We start from the raw sequence: 3,293 nt of genomic DNA, 5'->3' as shown, positions 1-3,293 counted from the left end.
TGTGCTCTACCAACTGAGCTATTTCCGCTTTTTCCATTACTTTATTGTTGTAATGTGCATTTCTCTAAATGCGGTTGCAAAGGTAAGGAGTTTTTGAATAACCTCCAAATATTTCCATGTTTTTTTTCTAAAAAAAGTGGATTTTTGCTGATATTTTTACATATTTAGGCTAATTCATCCTATTTTTATAGTCTTCATAGCCAAATTCGCGCAAAATTTGAAATTCACCATTTTCTTTCAGAATTGCGATCGAAGGATGAGAAACACCATTAAACATGTTTGTTTTAACGGTAGTATAATGTATCATATCTTCAAAAATCAGACTCTCTCCTACTTTCAATTCATGGTCAAACAACCATTTTCCCATGAAATCCCCTGAAAGACAACTGTTGCCTCCGAGCCTATATATATAAGGTGAAGTGATTTTCTCATTTTTTGAAGCAGTCTGATCATCCAAAATTTCAGCACCTCGTACTACCGGCATGTATGGCATCTCCAAGCAATCTGGCATATGGCAAGTAAAACTAACATTAAGAATTGCCGTCTTTATGCCAAAATTCTCCACGACATCCACAACTTGGGCAACCAACGGTCCGGTCTGCCACGCAAAAGCACTACCAGGTTCCATCACAACTTTCAGATGCGGATAACGCTTTCTGAAACTTTTCAATGTATCAATCAACAATTCTACGTCATAATCTTTTCTCGTCATCAAATGACCTCCACCAAAATTTATCCATTTGATCTGGCCGAACCATTTTGAGAATTTCCCCTCAATATGCTCCAATGTGCGTACAAACACATCAGCGCCACTCTCACAATGACAATGACAGTGGAAGCCCTCGATAAATTCAGGAAGTACATCTGGAAGATCAGAAGCCAGCACACCAAATCTGGAACCTTTGGCACAAGGATTATAAAGCTCCGTTTCTATTTCCGAATATTCCGGATTAACCCTCAATCCAATGCTCAGCCCTGGATTAGTATCCTTTGCAAGTTTTGCAAAGCGCCCAAATTGCGACAAGCTGTTGAAAGTAAGATGACTTGACATTCTGGCAATATCTTCAATTTCATAATCTGTATAAGCAGGAGAATAAGTGTGGGCAGGAGCGCCAAACTCCTCATAAGCCAACCTCGCCTCGGCATAAGAACTGGCAGTCGTAGAATTAATGTATTCCCTGAAAATCGGGAATGTTTTCCAAAGTGCGAATGCTTTGAAAGCCAAAATGATCTCTACTCCAGCCCTGTCAGCAACAGACTTTATCAAAGACAGATTCCTGCGCAAAAGTCTTTCCTCAACAACAAACATCGGTTTGTTCAAATCTTCTAAAACGTCGATTTTCTTATCCATTTTATCTTACTCATCAATTAAAAATCAAAAATATAGTGCAAAGATAAAGTTTTATAGTTGCAAAATTGTATTATTAGGATAAAATTCATACTTTTGCAACACTAAAGTAAAAACGCAATGAAGCTTGTTATAATGACAAAGCCCACTTTTTTTGTGGAAGAGGACAAGATATTGACCACTCTCTTTGAGGAGGGGATGGACGACTTACATTTATACAAGCCACAATCCACCCCTATGTACTCGGAGCGCTTGCTGTCACTCTTGCCTGAAAATTATTACCGTAAGATAACCGTTCATGACCATTACTACCTTAAGAATGAGTACGGCCTTGGCAAGATACATATTGATTCCCCTTCGGAGCAATTGCCCTACGACTATAAAGGTAAATATAGCAGGACATGTACGGAATTGTCACAAATAAAGGATTTCAAGAAAAAATCAGAATATCTGTTTCTGAAATGCAACTTCCAAGACAATCCAGACATCAGAACCTGCGATGGATTGTCGCTGAAAGAACTAGAATCAGCATCAAGCAATGGATTCATAGACAAAAGGATATATGCCTACGGTGAAACGAACTTAGATAATATTAAGATTGCAAAAGAATTAGGATTCGGAGGCGTAGTTATTTGCAATGATTTGTGGAACCGTTTCGACATCCACAAAGAAATCGACTATAAAAGGCTTATGGCGCATTTCGAAAAATTGCATAAAGCCACATCTTAATCATAAATCTAAAAAAAGAAAAATAACATAACTAACAAAATAAATAATAAAATGAGTGATAAAAACTCTTTCATGGTGTTCTCAGGTACAAATTCAAGGTACCTGGCAGAGAAAATCTGCCAAAGCTTAAAATGTCCACTTGGAAATCTTCTCATCACGAAATTCTCTGACGGAGAATTTGCAGTGTCATATGAGGAGTCAATCCGCGGTCGCGACGTATTTCTCGTTCAAAGCACTTTTCCAAACTCTGACAACTTGATGGAGCTGTTATTGATGATTGATGCTGCCAAGCGTGCTTCAGCAAAGACCATCAATGCTGTAATTCCTTATTTCGGATGGGCAAGACAAGACAGAAAAGACAAGCCACGTGTAAGCATCGGTGCCAAACTTGTTGCAGACTTGCTCAGCGTTGCAGGAATTGACAGACTGATAACAATGGATCTCCATGCTGACCAGATTCAGGGATTCTTTGATGTACCAGTAGACCACCTCTATGCTTCAGGTGTAATTCTCCCATATCTCCAGAGCCTACACCTTAAGGATATGGTAATTGCCTCTCCTGATGTAGGTGGAAGTAAAAGAGCTAACACTTATGCTAAATATCTCGGCTGTCCTCTGGTTCTGTGCAACAAGACACGTGCAAGAGCAAATGTTGTAGAAAGCATGCAGATTATCGGTGAAGTTAAAGACAAGAACGTAATTATAATCGACGACATGGTGGACACAGCAGGAACTATTACAAAAGCTGCAGATATCATGAAGCAAGCAGGTGCCAAGAGCGTCAGAGCTTGTGCATCACACTGTGTAATGAGTGGACCTGCAAGTGAGCGCGTTCAGGATTCTGCACTTGAGGAAATTGTATTCACCGACTCAATACCATACTCACAGCGTTGTGCTAAAGTAAAGCAGCTCTCAGTTGCTGACATGTTTGCTGAAACAATCACTAGAGTTATCAACAACGAAAGTATCAGTGATCAATATTTGGTATAAAGTATAAAAACAATATAACTTCTTATCCCCTATAGTATATTGCTATAGGGGATTATTATTAGTACAAATAATTAATAAAGCCTGATAAAGCATATCAGAAAAACAAAAAATACGGTTGAATTATTACAAATAATTTTAAAACTGAAGGCTGCATACTAAATATACGAAAAACACATCAGCTTGTAATCAAAATTCAATAAAACCGTCAACCATCTGGTCCCATATT

The 3,293-nt window shown here is 38.4% G+C and carries 3 protein-coding genes; 2 read left to right on the top strand and 1 reads right to left on the bottom strand.

Features of this window, described 5'->3' with window-relative positions; all coding sequences use genetic code 11:
• Positions 1-169: 169 nt before the first annotated feature.
• Complete coding sequence (nspC, locus tag QVO99_RS00170; RefSeq protein ID WP_022315557.1) at positions 170-1,351, bottom strand: carboxynorspermidine decarboxylase; 1,182 nt, start codon at positions 1,349-1,351, stop codon at positions 170-172.
• Positions 1,352-1,468: 117 nt separating this feature from the next.
• Between nspC and QVO99_RS00165 the strand changes: the two genes are divergently transcribed.
• Together QVO99_RS00165 and QVO99_RS00160 are read left to right on the top strand one after the other, a co-directional pair.
• Positions 1,469-2,077, top strand: coding sequence for a hypothetical protein (locus tag QVO99_RS00165; RefSeq protein ID WP_022315556.1), 609 nt, complete (start codon positions 1,469-1,471; stop codon positions 2,075-2,077).
• 51 nt (positions 2,078-2,128) lie between these two features.
• Complete coding sequence (locus QVO99_RS00160) at positions 2,129-3,067, top strand: ribose-phosphate pyrophosphokinase (RefSeq protein WP_022315555.1); 939 nt, start codon at positions 2,129-2,131, stop codon at positions 3,065-3,067.
• Positions 3,068-3,293 lie beyond the last annotated feature (226 nt).

This window comes from Prevotella sp. CAG:592 (assembly GCF_000436015.1).
GTDB lineage: Bacteria > Bacteroidota > Bacteroidia > Bacteroidales > Bacteroidaceae > Prevotella > Prevotella pectinovora.
This window is presented reverse-complemented; position numbering and strand designations above follow the sequence as displayed.